Here is a 15,927-nt window from a genome sequence, read left to right as displayed (position 1 = left end):
CGAGCGGACCAGCCGGCCGGCGTCCTGCTAGAGCTTGGGAAAGGCTGACGATATTGCGGTCCGAGTGTGGCCCTGGCGACACTTTCGCAATGATTGCGGCTTGGTATAACGGCGGCTGGGTCAAACGGCCGCACCACCTGAGGGCAACGAGAGGGCTCTGATTATGAAGTTGAAACTCCTGGCTGGGGCCGCAATGGCTGCGGTGTTCGCCGCATCCGGCGCGGCTGCGCAAGAGGGCTGGTATGGCGCCGTGGATCTCGGCTACCACTGGCCGGACTCGCTTGAGGCCACGTCCTCGAACAACGCCGCGAACGGCGCCCCGTACAACTGGGACTTCAACCAGAAGGACGACTGGGCCGGCTTCGCCCGTCTCGGCTACCAGCTGAACGATCACTGGCGCGTCGAACTGGAAGTTGGCTACCGCTCGGGCGATATCGAATCGGTTCGCGGCGGCAGCAACCAGGCCGTCATCGGCCTCTGCACCCCCGGCGTGACGCGTACGGCCGCTGCGCCGGGCTGCGGTTCGCCCGACGGCGACGTGTCCGCCTGGACCGTCATGGGCAACGTGATCTACGACATCCTGCCGGGTTCGGCGCTCAACCCCTACATCGGCGCGGGTCTCGGCGCGAACCACGTCAAGATGGACGTGCTCGGCCAGTTCTCGAACATCCCCGGCACGGTGACGGCGGCCAACGCCATCCAGAACCTGACGGTCGACGATTCGGACACGGCGTTCGCTTACCAACTGATCGCCGGTGTGGCCTGGAAGGCCACCGACCAGCTGTCGGTCGACCTGACCTACCGCTACCTGGGCGGCTCGGACCTCGACTTCACGTCGACGGGCAGCCTGGCCACCGGCCTGCAACCCGGCGTCTTCTCGGGCGAATACAAGGACCAGTCGGTGACGCTGGGCCTGCGGTACCTGTTCGCGGCTCCGCCGCCGCCGCCGCCCCCGCCCCCGCCGCCGCCGCCTCCGCCCCCGCCGCCGCCTCCTCCGCCCCCGCCGCCTCCGCCGGCGCCGGCCTATGAGGCCAAGCAGTTCATCGTCTACTTCCCGTTCGATCAGTACGTGATCACGCCGGAAGCCCAGGCGGTGATCACCGACGCGGCCAACTACGCCAAGGGCGGCAACGCCACCCGCGTGGTCGTCGTGGGCCACGCCGACACCTCGGGCTCGGCGAACTACAACGTCCGCCTGTCGGAACGCCGTGCGAAGGCCGTGGCCGACGCGCTGGTCGGCGCCGGGGTCGGCCAGACCTCGCTGTCGGTCGACTGGAAGGGCGAGACCATGCCCGCGGTCGCCACCGGCGACGGCGTGAAGGAACCGCTGAACCGCCGCTCGACGATCGACATCAACTTCTAAGTCGATCGAAGACTGCGACTGAAGATCGGGGCCCGGCGGAAACGCCGGGCCCTTTTCTTTTTCCCTCCCTTGATGGGAGGGACAGGCCGCGCAGCGGCCAGGGTGAGGGAGTGCGGCGCGCGATGAGAGGCCTTCCATCGTCCATGTTGACGACGGAACAAAAGAAGAACAATTTATTGCTCATGAGGTCCGAAATTCGACGCGCGCGCGAACTGCGGCGGAACATGAGCGAGCCTGAGGTGATCCTCTGGAGGCGCTTGAAACACCTGCGCGCGCGAGGCTTCGCCTTCCGCCGGCAGTTCCCGTTCCGGGGCTATTTTCTCGACTTCGCCTGCCTGTCCTACCGATTGGTCATCGAGGTCGACGGCGGTCAGCACAACGACGACCGACAGGCAGAGCACGACGCCGTCCGAGATCGGATCCTGCAGCGGCACGGGTTTCAGGTGCTTCGCTTCTCCGCGAGCGACGTACGGTGGAACCTCGGCGGCGTGATGGACCGCATCATCGGGGCGCTGGACGGGAGACCGCGGGCGAAAGGGGCGGGCCGGTCCGAAACGCCCAGCTTGAACCCTTCTCCCTCACCCTGACCGCTTCGCGGTCTGTCCCTCCCCATCAAGGGAGGGAAGGGAGTCGCGCCTTTCATTCAGATCGGCAGCTGGGTCGTTGACTTCACCTCTTCCAGAACCGCGTAGGTGCGGGTCTCCCGTACGCCGGGAATGCGCACCAGCACGTCTTCCAGGAACTTGCGCCAGGCGGCGAGGTCGCGGACCCGCGACTTGATCAGGTAGTCGAAGCCGCCGGCGACCATGTGGCACTCCAGCACGTCGGGCGCGCGGCGGGCCGCCGCGGCGAAGGTGTCGAAGACCTCGGGCGTCGTCCGGTCCAGCACCACCTCCACGAAGATCAGCACGCCGCGCTCGACCATCTGCGGATCCACCAGCGCTGCGAAGCCGGTGATGTAGCCGCTCTCGCGCAGCCGCCGAACGCGGTCGGAGCAGGCCGAGGGCGACAGGTTGCACCGCTCGGCCAGTTCGGCGTTGCTGATCCGCCCGTCGGCCTGCAACGTGCGGAGCAGCCGGCGATCCGTGTCATCCAGCCGTAGATTATTCGACATCGCTTGCTCCCGCCCGACGTTCTTCGGCGAACGCTCCTATCTATCGTAGCACATTCGGCGAAGCAGCGATTATCCCGGAGCGCCTCAGCGATGGAGATGCAGATGGCGTTCGATCACCTGGACGACGGCAAGTTCGCCGACGAACGTACGACGCTGGCCGCCATCCTGGCCGCCAAGCCGCTGTCCGCCCAGGACCGCGAAGCCGTCCGCGCCGAGGCCGAGTCGCTGGTCCGCGCCGCGCGCAAGAACGCCAACCGCCAGGGGGTGGTGGAAAGCTTCCTGCAGGAGTTCAGCCTCTCGACCCGCGAGGGCCTTGCGCTGATGTGCCTGGCCGAGGCGCTGCTGCGCACGCCCGACGAGCAGACACGTGACAGGTTGATCGCCGAGAAGATCGCCTCGGCCGACTGGGCCAGCCACGCGGGGCAGTCCGACTCCATGCTGGTCAACGCCTCGACCTGGAGCCTGATGCTCACGGGCAAGATCATCGACCCCGACCAGGAGGCTCGGTCGGACCTGCCCGGCTTCATCAAGCGGCTGGCCGGCCGGCTGGGCGAGCCGGTGATCCGCCGGGCGGTGGGCGCCGCCGTGCGGATCATGGGCGAGCAGTTCGTGCTGGGCGCCACCATCGACAAGGCGATCAAGCGCGCCGCCGCCGACGGCTTCGTGTGCTCGTTCGACATGCTGGGCGAGGGCGCGCGCACCGAAGCCGACGCCGACCGCTACGAGAAGGCCTATGCCGACGCCATCCGCGTGGTCGCTAAGTCGGCCAAAGGCCAGGGTCCCGAGCGCGGCCACGGGGTCTCGGTGAAGCTGTCGGCGCTGTCGCCGCGCTATGAGGCGCGCCAGGCCGAGCGGGTGTTCAAGGACCTTTATCCCCGCATCCTTCGGCTGGCGCAGATCGCCGCCGATGCCGACATCAACTTCACCCTCGACGCCGAGGAGGCCGACCGCTTGGCCATCTCGCTGGAGCTGCTGGACAAGCTGGCGCGCGAACCGTCCTTGGCCGCCTGGCGCGGGCTGGGCCTGGCGGTGCAGGCCTACCAGAAGCGCGGACCCCGGACGATCGAGGCCGTGGCCGGTATCGCGCGGTCCAGCGGCCGACGGCTGATGGTTCGGCTGGTGAAGGGCGCCTACTGGGACAGCGAGATCAAGCGCGCCCAGGTGGCCGGCCTCGAAGGCTATCCGGTCTACACGACCAAGGCGGCCACCGACGTGAGCTACCTGGTCTGCGCGCGGGCCATGCTGGGCGCCGCTCCGCACCTGTACGGCCAGTTCGCCACCCACAATGCCCACACCCTGGCGGCCGTGCGGCTGATGGCCAGCCAGATGAGCCTTTCGCCCGAGTTCCAGCGCCTGCACGGCATGGGCGAGGCGCTCTACGCGGCGGCCAAGGACCGCTACGGCGACTTCCCGCTCCGGGTCTATGCCCCGGTGGGAAGCCATGAGGACCTGCTGCCTTACCTGGTCCGCCGCCTGCTGGAGAACGGGGCGAACACCTCGTTCGTGCACGCGTTGCTGGACGAGAAGACGCCGGTGTCGAAGGTGGTGGTCGATCCGATCACGGCGGTGGAGGCGGCTGGGGCCGGCCCGCACCCCCGCATCCCGCTGCCGCGCGACCTCTACGGACCGAGCCGCCGCAACTCCGCCGGGCTGGACCTGTCCATCCAGGCCGTGCGCGACGGGCTGACCGCTGCGATCGCCAAGCTGGACGACGAGGTGCTGGAAGCCGCGCCGATCGTCGCCGGCAAGCTGGTGAAGGACGGCCCGGGCCAGCCCGTCGTCTCGCCCGCGACCCTGGCGCTCAAGATCGGTCACAGCTGGCAGGCCTCGACGGCAGACGTGGATATGGCGTTCAAGGCCGCGCACGGCGCCCAGAAGGCCTGGGACCTGCGCGGGGGCGAGGGCCGGGCCAAGGTGCTGCGGGCGATGGGCGACGCCCTGGAGGCCGAGCGCGACCGCCTGATCGCCATCTGCGTCCGCGAGGCCGGCAAGACGCTGTCCGACGCCATCGCCGAGGTGCGCGAGGCCGCCGACTTCTGCCGCTACTACGCCTACCTGGCCGAGCAGCAGTTCGCCCAGCCCGACACGATGCGCGGCCCGGTCGGTGAGACGAACCAGCTCAGCCTGCACGGGCGCGGCGTGTTCGTCTGCATCAGCCCCTGGAACTTCCCGCTGGCCATCTTCACCGGTCAGATCGCCGCGGCGCTCGCCGCAGGGAACGGCGTGCTGGCAAAGCCCGCGGAACAGACTCCCATCATCGCCACCGAGGCGGTGAAGCTGTTCCATGCGGCGGGCGCGCCCGCTGATCTCCTTCATCTTCTTCCTGGTGACGGCGCCACCGTGGGGGCGGCCCTGACCGCTCACCCCGGATGTGACGGCGTGGCGTTCACGGGGGGCACCGACACCGCCTGGGCTATCAATCGCACCCTGGCCGCGCGCCAGGGGCCGATCGTGCCGTTCATCGCCGAGACCGGCGGGCTCAACGCCATGTTCGTCGACACCACGGCGCTGCGCGAACAGGTGCTGGACGACGTGCTGCTCTCGGGCTTCGGCTCGGCCGGCCAGCGCTGCTCGGCCCTGCGGCTGGTGTTCGTGCCGCACGACACCGCCGACCTGATCATCGAGGGGCTGAAGGGCGCCATGCAGACCCTGGTGGTCGCCGACCCGTCGGACCCGCGCACCGACATCGGCCCGGTGATCGACGCCGAGGCCCAGGCCGCGCTCGAGGCCCATGTCGAGAAACTGCAGAGGGAGGCCAAGGTGCTGGGAAGGCTCTCCGTGCCGGACGGGGGCCACTTCTTCGCCCCGACCCTGGCCGAGATCCCCGATGCGTCCTTCCTGCAGAAGGAGGTGTTCGGGCCTATCCTGCACGTGGTGCGTTACGATCCGGCGAAGCTGGAGCAGGCGGCCGCCCCGCTGGTCCAGGCGCGCTACGGCCTGACCCTGGGCGTGCACAGTCGCATCGAGGCCTTCGCCGAGGAGGTCCAGCGCACGGTCCCGGCCGGCAACGCCTACGTGAACCGCTCGATGATCGGCGCCGTGGTCGGCGTGCAGCCGTTCGGCGGCGAGGGCCTGTCGGGCACGGGCCCCAAGGCCGGCGGGCCGCACGCGCTGCTGCGCTATGCCGTCGAGCGCGCGGTGAGCGTCAACATCACCGCCCAGGGCGGCGACCCGGCGCTGTTGAATCTGGACGCCTAGGCGCGAACGAGGCTTCCTCGCCCTGATGGGAATCGGCGGGGAAAACTTGGATCTCAGGGCGGCCTGGGCGCGGGCGGCCGCGCTGCAGTCGGCGGGCGACGCGGTCCGGGCGGCCGAGCTCTGGGCGCGCATCGCCGCGGCGGCGCCGGCCAGCGCCGCGGCCAGGTTCAATCTCGGCGCGACGCTCCTGCCGCAGCACCGGTTCGCCGACGCGGAGCGGGCCTTCCGCGCCGGGCTCGCGCTGGACCCCGCCAACGCCGCCATCCACCATCGGCTGGGCAATCTGCTGCAGGCCACCGGTCGCTGGGACGAGGTCGAGCCCTTCTACCTCGCGGCGCTGCGGCTCGATCCCGGCCTTCTGCGCGCTCGCATCGACCTGGCCCACCTCTACATGGGGCAGGGCGACTTCGCGCGCGGCTGGCCGCTGTTCGAGGCCCGGCGCGGACTGGGCGACGACCATTTCCGCCCGCCGCCGCTCCCGAACGAATGGCAGGGCGAACCGCTCGCCGGCCGCCGCCTCCTGGTCTGGCCCGAGCAGGGGTTTGGCGACCAGATCCAGTTCGCGCGTTGGGCGCCGGAGCTGGCGCGACAGGGCGCCGACGTGACGCTCGTGACCCGGCCCGAGCTCGCCCGCCTGTTCGAGAGCCTGGGCGTCCGCGTCGTGGCCGAGGCGGAGCGGCTGGAGATCGCCGAGCCGGACTATTGGACGCCGATCGCCTCCCTTCCGCTGCGCCTCGGCGCATGGGCTGACGCCCTGCCGTGCGGGCCGTACCTCGCCCCGCCGGAGGCGGCGCGCAAGCGCTGGGCCGGATCGGCGAGGGGAGCGGTGGGGGTCATGTGGCAAGGCCGCGCCACGCCGAACCCGCACCGGTCGCTGCCTTCGCGCGACGTGCTCGCGCCGCTCGCGCAGGCCGGCGCGACCCTGGTCGACCTCGACCCCGCGCCTGGGACGGACTTCGCGGACACCGCCGCCATCGTCGAGCAGCTGGACCTGGTGGTGACGGTGGACACGGCTGTGGCCCACCTGGCGGGCGCGCTGGGCAAGCCCTGCTGGGTGCTGCTGCCCTGGCTGAATTCGGACTGGCGCTGGATGCAGGGGCGTGCGGATTCCCCATGGTACGGCTCGGTTCGGCTGTTTCGTCAGCCCTCGCACGGGGACTGGGACAGCGTCATGGCCGAGGTGGTCCAGGCCTGGCGCGAGCGGCGCTGAGGACCTCCAGACGGCAGAAGGGGCGCTGCGTCGCCGCAGCGCCCCTTCCTTCCGATCGGGCCCCGGGTCGCGCCGGGGCCGGACCGTCTCCCCTAGGCTAGTAGCGCAGCGAGGCGTTCACGAAGAACACCCGGCCGAGCACGTCGTAGGTGTTCGGATAGCCGCTGTTCGACGGCGAGGCGTTGCCGCCCAGCACCGGGTACGATTCCTGGGTCAGGTTCCGGACGCCGGCCGTGAAGGACATGCTCTCGGTCGCGGCCCAGTCAGCCGAGACGTTGAAGTAGTTCTTCGCGCCGATCTTCTCGACCGTGAACTTGCTCGACGGGTTGTCGTCGGTCACGTCGTCCAGGTGGTTCCAGACCAGGTTGACCCCGAAGTCTTTGTATTTCCAAACGATCGTCGTGTTGACCTTGTGGCGCGGCGTGATGCCGGTGCCGCCGCCGTTGCAGTTCGGACCGAACTTGTCGGCGCACTTCAGCGGAGCCGAGATCTCGTCCGGCGTGAAGGTCAGCTTCCAGGTGTTGGTGTAGAGGCTGCGGATCGCGATCGAGCCCCAATCCGGCATGCCGACGTCCTGCAGGTCGAACTGGTAGCTGACCTGGATGTCGAGGCCTTCGGTCTCCTGGCTGGCGACGTTCTGCAGCTGCAGCGACACGAAGTCGATGCTGCCGTTGCCGAGGCGCTTGACCGCCGAGCAGTACGGCGAGGCCGGGTTCCCGTTCACCGTGGCGTTGCGATAGCAGACGCTCAGCACGTTGGCCGTCGAACCGCCGAACGAGGCGATGTAGTCGTCGATCTTGATGTTGAAGTAATCGACGGTGACCGACAGGCCATCCACGAACGACGGGGTCCAGACGGCGCCGAACGTGTAGGTGTCGGCGACTTCCGGCTCGAGGTTGGGATTGCCGCCCGTCAGGGTCTGGGTCTGCTGGTTGGCCTGGATCACGCCGACCAGGTTCGCCGGGACGCCCGAGTTGATGCAGGCCTGGCGGACCGCAGCGTTCGGCGCGCCCTGCGCGGAGCAGGGGTCGGTGGCGGTCGGGAAGCCGTTGCCCACCGGCGCGAACAGTTCGCCCACCGACGGCGCCCGGACGGCGCGGTTGTAGGAACCCCGCACGCGGACGTCGTCGTTGATCTTCCAGTCGCCGGCGATCTTGTAGGTCTTGGTCGTCTTGTCCTGCGACGAGTAGTCGGACAGACGGCCGGCGGCTTCGAGGGCCAGTTCGTCGATGAACGGCAGGTCCTTCAGCAGGGGGACGCGCAGTTCGCCCGACAGTTCATAGACGTCGATGTAGCCGCTGACCGGCGGCGAGGCGTTGAAGCCCGTCAGGTTGCCGACCGCGAGGTCCTGGCTGGGGCGGAAGGCGAATTCGTCCGAGCGGTATTCCGCGCCGACGGAGAAGCCGATCGCGCCGGCCGGCAGGTTGAAGAAGTTCGCCGTGTCGCCGCTGATGAACGCCTGGGCGATGATTTCCTCGAAGTCCTGCGACGAGTTGATCCGCGTGCCGATGAAGCTGGCGGCGGCGGCGCTGAGGCGGCCTTGGCCGAACAGGTTCACCGGCACGCAGCCGTTCGACGGATCCTGGCAGGCGGTGCCGGCCGCGTTCAGCAGCAGGCCCTGCTGGATGCGCTGCAGGCTGGTGTCGCCCAGCAGCGAGTTCGAGCCGTGGGTGTTGCCGTACTGCAGGCCCAGTTCCCACCGGCCGTTGATGGCGTCGATGGCGCCGGTCAGGCCGCCCTGCACCTGGAAGCCGTAGAAATTGAAGTTGGAAACCCGCGGACCGACTTCCGTCAGGCGCCGGTTGAACACGCCGGTCACCGTGTCGAAGATGCCGTCACCGTCGGTGTCCACGTCGGTGAAGGTCCCGGCGGTCCAGGGCGAAGACGAGGGGATGGTGTAGGAGGTCGTCGAACCCAGGGTGTTCAGCGACTGCTTGGCCGCCGCGGTCAGGAACGGGTTGTTGTCGAGCGTGAAGCGGAACGTGCGGTTGCCGATCGGGGTCGGCGCCAGCTGGGTGGTGATCCGGCTGTTGACGAAGTTGCCCTTCAGGGTGGCTTCGATGTTGTCGGTGATGTCGTAGCGGCCGACGGCCGTCACCGAGTAGCGTTCCTGCGGGGTCTGCTCGTAGTTGACCGGCGCGAAGTTGTAGGTGTCAGGCGCGCCGCGATAGAGGCGAACGTTGCCATCCGTCAGGAACAGCGCCGAATTGGCGCCCAGGTTCGGCTGGCCGGGCAGCGTCACGAAGCGGCCGCCCACGAACGGGTTCACCCGACCGAACTCTTCAGAGCCTGAGCCCGAGAAGATCAGGGTGCCGGGGGCCGCGCCACCGGTGGGCTCGCCCAGCGAGACGAGCAGCTTGTCCTGCGGGGAGTCGCCCTGGAAGAAGGGCTCGCGCTTGTTGTAGCCCAGGCTCAGCATCACGTTGCCGCGCTCGAAGCTGGCGCCCATCGTGGCCGAGGCGTCGTAGGTCTTGGCGTCGCCTTCGTCGGTCATCGACGCGCCGGCGCGGAACTCGAAGCCTTCGAAGTTGCGCTTCAGGATGAAGTTCACGACGCCCGAGATGGCGTCCGAGCCGTACACGGCCGAGGCGCCGCCGGTCATGACTTCGATCCGGTCGATCATCGCCGGCGGGATCAGGTTGATGTCGACGGTGCCGACCGAGGTGGTCGGGATCTGCCGCTTGCCGTCCACCAGCACCAGCGTCCGGTTGGAGCCGAGGCCACGCAGGTTGACGGTGGACACGCCGCCGTTGCCGTTGTTCACCGTGCCGGTCACGCCCGGAGCGGCCTGCGGCAGGGTGGCCAGCAGGTTCTCGGTGTTGACCACGCCCTGGGCCTGCATCTCGGCCTGGCCGACGGTCGCGACCGGGCTCACCGACGTCAGGTCCTGGCGGGCAATGCGCGAACCGGTGACGACGATCTCTTCAACGGCTTCCTGCGCGAAGGCCGGCGCCGACACGAGCATGGCGCCGAGTACGGTGGACGCCATCAGGCGGCCGCGTACGGTCGAATTCATTGACATCGATAGCTCCAGACATAGGTCTGCGATCAGCGACACGCGTCTTCCGCGCGGCTGTTCGAATTCCCCCCCGCCAACCCCTTTGGCGAGCTCTGCCTTAACGGCTGAGGTCAAGCGTATGGCGCGTCAAGGCGCGGCATGTCACAACCGACACGTGACGTGTCGATGGCGGGTTACTGTTACATCCAGGCCACGTTTTCGTAATGATCACAGGTAGTTACGAGGGTGTAACTGGTTACCGAGGTTACGCGCTCTCGCCTTGATTTCCGGAGTTTTCGTTGAGCTTGGCCGATATTCGAATCCGTTCTGGGCTCGGTCTCGAAGCCTTTGCCGACACCTATCGCGACACCGGCGTCACCCAGGTCGCGGACTTCCTGGATCCTGTCGCGGCGACAGAGGTCGCTGACCTGCTCCGCACCCTGCCTTACGTGCTGGTGGCGCCCGACGAGCGGGGCGAGACGCTGGTCATCTCGGACGAGGTCATGCGTCGCTTCGGCGAGGACCAGGTCCGGTCGTTCCTGCAGGACACGCTGAAGCGGGCCGCGCGCGGTTTCGCCTTTATCCACCAGTCCTATCCGCTGCAGGACGAGTACGCGCGAGCGCCCGACCTGCCGGTCGGCCGGGTGACCGAATTCCTCCAGAGCCGGGCGTTTCTCGATGTCGGCGAGACCGTGACCGGAAGCCGGATCGACGGTGTGCGGGTCCAGGCGTCCCACTACCGGCGCGGCGACTTCCTGACCCTGCACGACGACAGCCATGCGAAGGACGATCGGGTCGCGGCGTTCACCCTGGGCTTCACCCGCGGTTGGCGTCCGGACTGGGGCGGCCAGCTGGTGTTCCACGACGCCCACGGCGACATCGAGCGGGGCTTCGCGCCGCGCTTCAACGTGCTGACGATCTTCCAGGTGCCGCGGGCTCATTCGGTCGCCCCGGTGGCCGCCTATGCGGCCGAGCCCCGGCTGTCGCTGACGGGCTGGTTCATCCGGGATCGGGCCTGAGCCTTGGCCGGGGCCTTCGCCCTTCGCGCCGGTCTGCGCGGCGACGCCTACGCCGAGGTTTATGCGCGCGATGGTGTGGTGCAGATCGAGGGCCTGTTCCCGCCGGCCGTGGCCGACGATCTCTCGGCCGTGCTGGAGCGGGCGACGCCCTGGTCGCTTGTCCATTCAGGGCCGGCGGGTGAGCACCAGATTCTGACGCCGGCGCAGATGGCCCACATCCCGCAGGCGGACCTCGCGGCGCGGCTGAAGGCGGTGGTGCAGCGCGCCGGCCAAGGCTTCGCCTACCTCTACCTCGTCTTCCCCATGATCGACGCCTACCTGGAAGGCCGCCATCCCGACCACCCGCTGCATCGGCTGACCGAATTCCTGAACACTGCTGAGTTCATGGACTTCGTGCGGGCGGTCACAGGCGAGACCGTGACCAAGGTGGACGCCCAGGCGACCTGCTACCGCCCCGGCCACTTCCTGACGCAGCACGACGATCGCGGGGTCGGGGAGCGACGCGCGGCCTATACGATCGGGCTGACACGGATCTGGCGGCCCGATTGGGGTGGTCAGCTCCTGTTCCACGGCGAGGATGGCGACGTGTGGCGCGGTCATGCGCCCCGTCACAATGTGCTGACGTTGTTCCGGGTGCCCATGCAGCACTCGGTGGCGCCCGTCGCGCCCTACGCGCTCGGGCCTCGACTCACGATCGCGGGGTGGCTTCGGGACGATCCTCCGTACGCCCCTGGGGCCTCGCCGCCTGGATGAGAGCCTGGATCTCAAGCAATTCCGCCAGGGCGTCGGCGCTGCCGAGTTGCACGCGCTCAAGCAGGTTCTGCACGGCCGCCAGCGCCTGCCGGCTCCGCGGGCCGTGACGGCGTCCGCCGCGCACCCCGCCGAGCGCCTGCGCGCGCGCCTGGGTCACCTCGCGCACATTGACGCCCTGCAGCGTGGCGGTGATCTCCTGCAGCAGATGCGCCGCCGACTCCGGGGCCGGCGGCTCGAAGCCTTGGGGCGGAAGGCCGAATTGCATGATCGCGCGCGCTTCCGACACGGCCTTCTTGAGCCCGCCGGGCGTGCTGCCCAGGTGGCTGGCGAGGCCGCCGGTGGCCGCCTGGAGGGCCAGGTCCGTTTCGAGACCGCAGACCGATTTGATGTAGAGCGCGAGCGCGGCGATGCGCTTGGGCGCGCTCAGGATCCCCGCGCTGGGCAGCGGCGTGAGCTCGTCGAGCTGGCGCAGCAGTGCGTCCACACGCACCTCCGCCAAAGCGATGTCCCGCCGCCGCTCGGCGGGTCCGGAGCCGTCCAACACTCTCGTCCCCCGGAGCGCACCCGCGCTCCAATTCCCGGTCCACCGTAACATTGATACGGGGTTCGGAAACAAGCCAAAGCTGCGCCCTAGTGGCGCAGATCCAGGATTTTCGCCGCCGCGGCAGGTCGCGGCGCCAGCACGAGGAAGCCGAGACGTGACGACGATGTGGACGAGACTGGCCGGCGGGCTCGGCATGGCCGCCGGAATCGCCAGCGCGGCCTGGGGTGCGGAGCCGGCGCATCCGGCCCTGAGCGGACTGAACGCATGCGGCGAGGTCGCGGACGCCGCCCAGCGGGCGACCTGCTACGACGGGGCGCTGGCGGCATTCACCGCGGCGGTCCGCAGCGGCGACGTGATCATCGTCCAGAAGAAGGAGGCCCAGGCGGCGCAACGCAGCGCGTTCGGCCTCAATCTGCCGGCCCTGAACATCTTCGACCGGTCAGGCGACGCCGCGCCGCTGGAGAGCGTCACCGGCGAGATCGCCCGCGCCTATCGGGACCAGTTCTCCAGGTGGGTGGTCGTGCTGACCGACGGGGCCACCTGGCGCCAGATCGACAACGAGGTCATTTCGCCGGCCCCCCGCGCCGGTTCCCCGGTCGAGATCCGCAAAGCCGCGCTTGGGAGCTACTTCATGAAGGTCGATGGCCAACGCGGGGTGCGGGCGAGACGGGGCGACTAGCGCGCCGCCGATGCGACGAATTTCGATACGAAGTATTTTCGATACTAGATCGTTGACATATTTTCCCTTCGCCGCGAAGTTCGCGGGCAGCGGTCACCGGCGACGGTTCTAAGGCCGCGCGAGAAGGCCGCGAGCCAGAGGGGGAGACATGGATCGGAACACGGGCCGGTGGTGCGCCACCGCGGTCGGGCGGGTGCTTGCGGGCGCCCTTGCGGCGAGTCTCGCGACGGCTGGCGCCGCCGCCGCTCAGTCGGGCGGGGACGCTGGAGGCGACAACACCCTGGGCGAGATCGTGGTGACCGCTCAGAAGCGCGCGGAGCGCCTGCAGGACGTGCCGGTCTCGGTCAATGTGGTCTCGGCCGAGACTCTGGAGGACAGCCACATCTCCGGGCTGCAGCAGCTCCAGCAGATCTCGCCGTCGCTGACCTTCACGCCCTCGGCCAACACGCGCGGGCAGGGGCTGTCGGTGCGCGGCATCGGCACCCTGAATTTCTCGGACGGGGTCGAGCCCTCGGTCTCGGTGGTCGTCGACGGGGTGGTGATCGGGCGCAGCGCCGCGTCGTTCTTCGACTTCAACGATATCTCGCGGATCGAGGTGTTGCGCGGGCCGCAGGGCATGCTGTTCGGAAAGAACGCCGCCGCCGGCGTGATCAACATCGTCACGTCGCGCCCCGACCTCAACGAGGCCGAGACCGACCTGTCGCTGAGCTACGCCACCTTCGACGAGGTCAGGGCCAAGGGCTCGGTGTCGGTTCCGATCAAGACGGGCGAACTCGCCGCCCGCTTGTCCGGCTTCTACAACCACTCGGACGGGCTGATCACCAACGTCCTCAACGGCAAGAAATACAACGGTCTCAATTCCTGGGGCGTCAGGGGCAAACTGGCGTGGCAGCCGGACGACAGCCTCGATGTCTTCGCCACCCTCGACTACACCCGCGCCGACCAGGATTGCTGCGTGGGCACGATCCGCTCGATCCTGCCGACGACGCGCTACCTCGGCGCCTCCGGTCCCACCCGCGCCTCGCTGTTCACCGACGTCGAGCTTGGCCGCTACAGCCGAGAGGCCAAGTTCGACGGCCGCGCCTTCAACGACCAGAGGACCTGGGGCGCGTCGGTCGAAGCGAACAAGGAGCTGCCGGGCCTGACGCTGACCTCGATCACCGCCTATCGGGAGTTCCACGTCCGCGACAACAACGACGCCGACGGCTCATCGCTCTCGCTGCTCAACATCAACAACGCCGACCAGAAGCAGCAGCAGTTCACCCAGGAGCTGCGCATCGCCTCGCCGACGGGCCAGCGGCTCGAATATGTGGCCGGCCTGTTCTACTTCGACCAGGACGTGGACACCGTCACCGAGGTCCGTGGCAACTTCGCCCAGGCGCTGCCCGCGGGCGCCTACTTCCAGAACCTGATTGACCGCGCCATCAGCACGCGCAACTGGGCCGCCTTCGGACAGGCGACCCTGAACGTCACCGACCAGCTGCGTCTGATCGGCGGGCTGCGCTACACCGACGAGCGGCTGAAGGCGCGGTTCCGCCGCGACATTCCGGTCGGCGCGGTCGGCGCCGTGCCTGGGCTCGGCGGGCCGGTGCTCAACGCGCCCGACCTGCGCGCAAAGGACGACGACCTCTCGTACAAGGCCGGCCTGCAGTACCGGGTCGACCCGGACCTGATGGTCTATGCGACCTATTCGCGGGGCTACAAGGGCAAGGCCATCAACCTGCTGAACGGCCTGAACGCCGCCACGGTGAACTCCGGCCAGTACGTGCTGGAGCCCGAGAAGGTGCGCAACTACGAAGCCGGCCTGCGCTCCACCGCGCTCGAGCGGCGGCTCACGCTGAACCTGACGGTCTTCCACACGGAGTTCCGCAATTTCCAGGCCCAGACCTTCAACGCCCTGACGACCAGCTTCGCGCTCTCCAACGCCGGCAAGCTGCGCTCGCGCGGCGCCGAACTGGAGACGCAGTTCGCGGCCGGCCACGGCCTGCGGCTCTCGGCGAACCTGGCCTATGCCGACACCGACGTGCAGGATTTCGCTCCGGCCTGCTACCCGGGCCAGACCGCGGTGCTGGGCTGCGTCGGGGGACGTCAGGAGGTGAGCGGCAGTCCGCTGCCGAACGCGCCGAAATGGTCCTACACCGTGGCGGCCAGCTACAGCCGCGCGCTCGACAACGCGCCCTTCGACCTGACGGCCGACGTCTCCTACAGCTACCGGTCGTCGGTCTTCTTCACGTTCCGCGACCCGAACGCGATCCAGCCGGAGTACGGCCTGCTGAACGCCAACCTGGGCCTCGTGACCAAGGACGGCCGCTGGGAGGTCACGGCCTTCGCGCGCAACCTGCTGGACAAGCATTTCGTGTCCGGGATCGGGACCGGGTTCCTGGACACCAGCGCCGCCGGCGCCGGCTACACCCAGACCCTCACCCCCGACGCATTCCGCCGCGTGGGCGTGGAGGTGCGGGCTCACTTCTGAGCCAGCGCCTGAACGTCGCAAGACGCCGCCTGGCTCGCGCCGGGCGGCGTCCGCTTTTGTGGAAGACCTCAGTCGCGGCTGGCGAGGGCGCAGATCCAGCTGGACGGTTGCGCCAGCGGGTGGGGGCTGTAGCGCGCCCATTCCTGCGTCCAGAGACCCTTGAGCCGCGCCAGCACCTGCGGATGCTTCGCCGCAAGATCGTTGCTCTCGGTGGGGTCGGCATGCAGGTCGAACAGCTCCCAGCGATCGGCCTCGAAATCGGCGTCGCAGTCGTGCATCGCCACAGCGCGCCACTTGTCGGCGCGGATTGCGCGGGCCCCCCGCAGCTCGAAATACTGGACCGCGCGCGGCGACGGCGCCTTGGGGTCGGTCAACGAGGCCGCGAAGGACCGCCCGGCCACCGGCAACTGGGCCTGGCCGTGGACCGTCTCGGCGAAGCGGGTCCCCGCCGCCTCCAACAGCATCGGGCCGATGTCCACCACATCCACGGCCTGCCGGCGGATGGCGCCGCCGTCGCGGATGGCGGCCGGCCAGCCGACCACCAGCGGCGTGCGGACGCCGCCCCGGTAGGGCCAG

The 15,927-nt window shown here is 69.0% G+C and carries 12 protein-coding genes; 8 read left to right on the top strand and 4 right to left on the bottom strand.

What is annotated here, in order from left to right; genetic code table 11:
- Positions 1-163 precede the first annotated feature (163 nt).
- Both ACODSY_RS23680 and ACODSY_RS23675 read left to right on the top strand, forming a co-directional pair.
- Positions 164-1,363: an OmpA family protein gene (locus ACODSY_RS23680; RefSeq protein ID WP_488954368.1), complete on the top strand. Its 1,200-nt coding sequence runs from the start codon at positions 164-166 to the stop codon at positions 1,361-1,363.
- Positions 1,364-1,506: 143 nt separating this feature from the next.
- Complete coding sequence (locus ACODSY_RS23675) at positions 1,507-1,950, top strand: endonuclease domain-containing protein (RefSeq protein WP_488954367.1); 444 nt, start codon at positions 1,507-1,509, stop codon at positions 1,948-1,950.
- 56 nt (positions 1,951-2,006) lie between these two features.
- Here ACODSY_RS23675 and ACODSY_RS23670 read toward each other — a convergent pair whose 3' ends face one another.
- Positions 2,007-2,477, bottom strand: coding sequence for an Lrp/AsnC ligand binding domain-containing protein (locus ACODSY_RS23670; RefSeq protein ID WP_488954366.1), 471 nt, complete (start codon positions 2,475-2,477; stop codon positions 2,007-2,009).
- A 90-nt stretch (positions 2,478-2,567) separates the two neighbouring features.
- On the opposite strand from ACODSY_RS23670, the gene putA reads away from it, so the two are divergent.
- Both putA and ACODSY_RS23660 read left to right on the top strand, forming a co-directional pair.
- Positions 2,568-5,675, top strand: a complete 3,108-nt coding sequence (gene putA / locus ACODSY_RS23665; RefSeq protein WP_488954365.1) for a bifunctional proline dehydrogenase/L-glutamate gamma-semialdehyde dehydrogenase PutA — start codon at positions 2,568-2,570, stop codon at positions 5,673-5,675.
- 46 nt (positions 5,676-5,721) lie between these two features.
- On the top strand, positions 5,722-6,885 hold the full coding sequence (locus ACODSY_RS23660) for a tetratricopeptide repeat protein (RefSeq protein ID WP_488954364.1): 1,164 nt from the start codon (positions 5,722-5,724) through the stop codon (positions 6,883-6,885).
- A 97-nt stretch (positions 6,886-6,982) separates the two neighbouring features.
- Here the strand turns inward: ACODSY_RS23660 and ACODSY_RS23655 are convergent, their stop codons facing one another.
- A complete protein-coding gene (locus ACODSY_RS23655) occupies positions 6,983-9,907 on the bottom strand; it encodes a TonB-dependent receptor plug domain-containing protein (protein WP_488954363.1) in 2,925 nt (974 codons plus the stop codon).
- A 275-nt stretch (positions 9,908-10,182) separates the two neighbouring features.
- On the opposite strand from ACODSY_RS23655, the gene ACODSY_RS23650 reads away from it, so the two are divergent.
- Positions 10,183-10,902, top strand: coding sequence for a 2OG-Fe(II) oxygenase (locus ACODSY_RS23650; protein ID WP_488954362.1), 720 nt, complete (start codon positions 10,183-10,185; stop codon positions 10,900-10,902).
- Between the two features lie 3 nt (positions 10,903-10,905).
- Complete coding sequence (locus ACODSY_RS23645; RefSeq protein WP_488954361.1) at positions 10,906-11,655, top strand: 2OG-Fe(II) oxygenase; 750 nt, start codon at positions 10,906-10,908, stop codon at positions 11,653-11,655.
- On the opposite strand, the gene ACODSY_RS23640 is transcribed toward ACODSY_RS23645, so the two are convergent.
- Positions 11,591-12,196 (bottom strand): hypothetical protein, encoded by a 606-nt coding sequence (locus tag ACODSY_RS23640; protein ID WP_488954360.1) that lies wholly within the window; start codon positions 12,194-12,196, stop codon positions 11,591-11,593. The two genes, ACODSY_RS23645 and ACODSY_RS23640, sit on opposite strands and share 65 nt — an antisense overlap.
- Positions 12,197-12,353: 157 nt before the next feature.
- On the opposite strand from ACODSY_RS23640, the gene ACODSY_RS23635 reads away from it, so the two are divergent.
- Complete coding sequence (locus ACODSY_RS23635) at positions 12,354-12,878, top strand: hypothetical protein (RefSeq protein ID WP_488954359.1); 525 nt, start codon at positions 12,354-12,356, stop codon at positions 12,876-12,878.
- Positions 12,879-13,026: 148 nt separating this feature from the next.
- On the top strand, positions 13,027-15,351 hold the full coding sequence (locus ACODSY_RS23630; RefSeq protein WP_488954358.1) for a TonB-dependent receptor: 2,325 nt from the start codon (positions 13,027-13,029) through the stop codon (positions 15,349-15,351).
- 68 nt (positions 15,352-15,419) lie between these two features.
- Here the strand turns inward: ACODSY_RS23630 and ACODSY_RS23625 are convergent.
- A partial coding sequence (locus ACODSY_RS23625) for a sulfatase/phosphatase domain-containing protein (protein WP_488954357.1) occupies positions 15,420-15,927 on the bottom strand: 508 nt, incomplete at its 5' end.

The sequence above is a fragment of the Phenylobacterium sp. FG114 genome (assembly GCF_057809855.1).
The sequence above is the reverse complement of the archived record's forward strand: the minus strand, read 5'-3'. Positions and strand labels throughout refer to the sequence as shown.

Excerpts from the sequence above, each read along its gene's own strand:
- putA (WP_488954365.1), top strand. The coding sequence starts at position 2,568 with ATGGAGATGCAGATGGCGTTCGATCACCTGGACGACGGCAAGTTCGCC.
- ACODSY_RS23680 (WP_488954368.1), top strand. The coding sequence starts at position 164 with ATGAAGTTGAAACTCCTGGCTGGGGCCGCAATGGCTGCGGTGTTCGCC.
- ACODSY_RS23655 (WP_488954363.1), bottom strand. The coding sequence starts at position 9,907 with ATGTCAATGAATTCGACCGTACGCGGCCGCCTGATGGCGTCCACCGTA.
- ACODSY_RS23675 (WP_488954367.1), top strand. The coding sequence starts at position 1,507 with ATGTTGACGACGGAACAAAAGAAGAACAATTTATTGCTCATGAGGTCC.
- ACODSY_RS23630 (WP_488954358.1), top strand. The coding sequence starts at position 13,027 with ATGGATCGGAACACGGGCCGGTGGTGCGCCACCGCGGTCGGGCGGGTG.
- ACODSY_RS23670 (WP_488954366.1), bottom strand. The coding sequence starts at position 2,477 with ATGTCGAATAATCTACGGCTGGATGACACGGATCGCCGGCTGCTCCGC.